General features: G+C 59.8%; 3 protein-coding genes. 2 read left to right on the top strand and 1 reads right to left on the bottom strand.

Annotation, left to right across the window (positions count from 1 at the left end; translation table 11 throughout):
• The first annotated feature begins 116 nt into the window (after positions 1–116).
• Together ACFFAR_RS31650 and ACFFAR_RS31655 are read left to right on the top strand one after the other, a co-directional pair.
• On the top strand, positions 117–1385 hold the full coding sequence (locus ACFFAR_RS31650; RefSeq protein ID WP_375509280.1) for a PQQ-dependent sugar dehydrogenase: 1269 nt from the start codon (positions 117–119) through the stop codon (positions 1383–1385).
• Positions 1382–1699, top strand: coding sequence for a cytochrome c (locus ACFFAR_RS31655; RefSeq protein ID WP_062001970.1), 318 nt, complete (start codon positions 1382–1384; stop codon positions 1697–1699). Before ACFFAR_RS31650 ends, ACFFAR_RS31655 begins: the two co-directional genes overlap by 4 nt.
• A 53-nt stretch (positions 1700–1752) precedes the next feature.
• On the opposite strand, the gene ACFFAR_RS31660 is transcribed toward ACFFAR_RS31655, so the two are convergent.
• On the bottom strand, positions 1753–2048 hold a 296-nt coding region (locus tag ACFFAR_RS31660), incomplete at its 5' end, for an HAD-IA family hydrolase (RefSeq protein ID WP_375509281.1).

A 2048-nucleotide genomic window follows, 5' to 3' on the forward strand; every position in this document is an offset into this window, starting at 1 on the left:
ATGGCATCGTTTAGCGCGAGCATCGCACGCGGGCACGGCATGTTTCGTATCGCACATCACTTTTTGTCCGTAGTTGCAGTCACTAAAAACGAAGCAACATCCCAGGAGACAAACAGATGAACGCAGCGCTCAAGCTTATGCCTGTTGCCGTTGGCGCGATGCTCGCCGCCCTGCCATGCGCCCAGGCGGCGCAGGACAACGTCAATACGCTTTCTAACTTCCAGCAAACGGGTAACACCACGCCCGCCGAAACCGTGCCGCAAACCGGCCAGCGCGCCGACGCGCTGCGTGAAAATCTCAAGTCGATCAAACTGCCGCCGGGCTTCAAGATCGAGTTGTATGCGGTCGTGCCGGACGCGCGCCACATGGCGATCGAACCATCGACGGGCGTTGTCTTCGTCGGCACGCGCAAGGCGCGCGTATGGCAAGTGACTGACCGCACCAAGCGCCGGGTTGCGGACGATGTCGTCGCCTTTGCAAGTTCGGTGACGTTCAAGGTTCCCAACGGCGTATGTTTTTCGCCTGACGGTGTTCTTTACGTCATCGAGCAGAATCGTGTGCTTGCGTTTCCTGCAGCGCAATTCTTTGGAGAAGGCGGCGGTGATGTCGCGGCGGCCGTCGTCGTGCCGCAGGGCAAGCTGATTCCGACGCAGTTCGAAAGCTTCAATCATGGCGCGCGCGTGTGCCGCATCGGACCGGACAAGAAGTTGTATATCGCGCTGGGGCAGCCATGGAACGTGCCGCCAAAGGACAAGCTCGCCGAGCTCGACAAGAACGGTCTCGCGGGCATTATCCGCATGGATCAGGATGGCAAGAACCGCGAAATCTATGCACATGGCATACGCAATTCCGTGGGTCTCGACTTCAATCCGAAGGACAAGACGCTGTGGTTTACCGACAACCAGGTCGATGGCATGGGCGACGACATTCCGCCCGGCGAACTCAATCGCGCGACGAAAGCGGGCGAGAACTTCGGCTTCCCTTGGTATGGCGGCGGCAAGGTCCGCACAGTCGAATACAAGGACGCAACGCCACCTGCCGGCGTGGTGTTCCCGCAAGTCGAAATGGTGGCGCACGCGGCCGACCTCGGCATGTCGTTCTACACCGGCAAGATGTTCCCGGCGAAGTATCAGGGTGGGATATTCGATGCCCAGCACGGCTCGTGGAATCGCACGACGCCGATCGGCGCGCGCATCATGTTCACGCCGGTCAAGGATGACGGCACGGCTGGCGAGGCAGAGGTATTTGCTGAAGGCTGGCTCACGCCAACGGGCGAGTATATGGGCCGTCCGGTTGACGTGCAGCAGTTGCAGGACGGCTCGCTGCTCGTCTCCGATGACTTCGCCGGCGCAATCTATCGCATCTCTTACACGGGCGGAAAATGAAGAAATCATCGACGATGATGACGGCGGCGCTAGTCGCGGCCGCCGTGTGGTCCGCACATGCGGCGCTCGCCGCCGACGTGCAGGCTGGACGCGCCAAAGCCCTGCAATGCCAGGCATGTCACGGCATTGACGGCCTCGCGAAGATTCCGGACGCACCCAATCTCGCCGGACAAACCGAAGAGTATCTGGTCAAGGCGCTGAACGATTTCAAATCCGGCGCGCGCCAGAACGAGATGATGACGATGATGGCCAAGCCGCTATCCGATACCGATATCGCGAATCTTGCCGCGTACTATCACAGTCTTCGGCCGTGATGATAACGGGCGGCTTATGCTTCTGCATCAAGCCGAAGCCGCCCCGTTTTTTCTCAGGCCAGAGGCGCATTCCGTTCAGCGCCATCGAACAGCCGCGCCACTTCATCGAGCCCGCGCAACTCCCAGTCCGGTGCTTGCCCCATCTCATCAAAGGTCCCGCCGCCGCGATTGATCCAGCACGTCGGGAAACCGAAATATCGCGCACCGGTTGCATCCCACGCATTCGACGACACAAACAGAATCGATCCGCGCGCAAGTCCAAAAACCCGCTCGGCCAATGCGTACGCTTGATCATGCGGTTTAAAGATCCGAACCGGATCGACGCTGATCAGATGATCGAATTCATCGC

The sequence above is a fragment of the uncultured Caballeronia sp. genome, from assembly GCF_964243625.1.
Classification (GTDB): Bacteria; Pseudomonadota; Gammaproteobacteria; order Burkholderiales; family Burkholderiaceae; genus Caballeronia.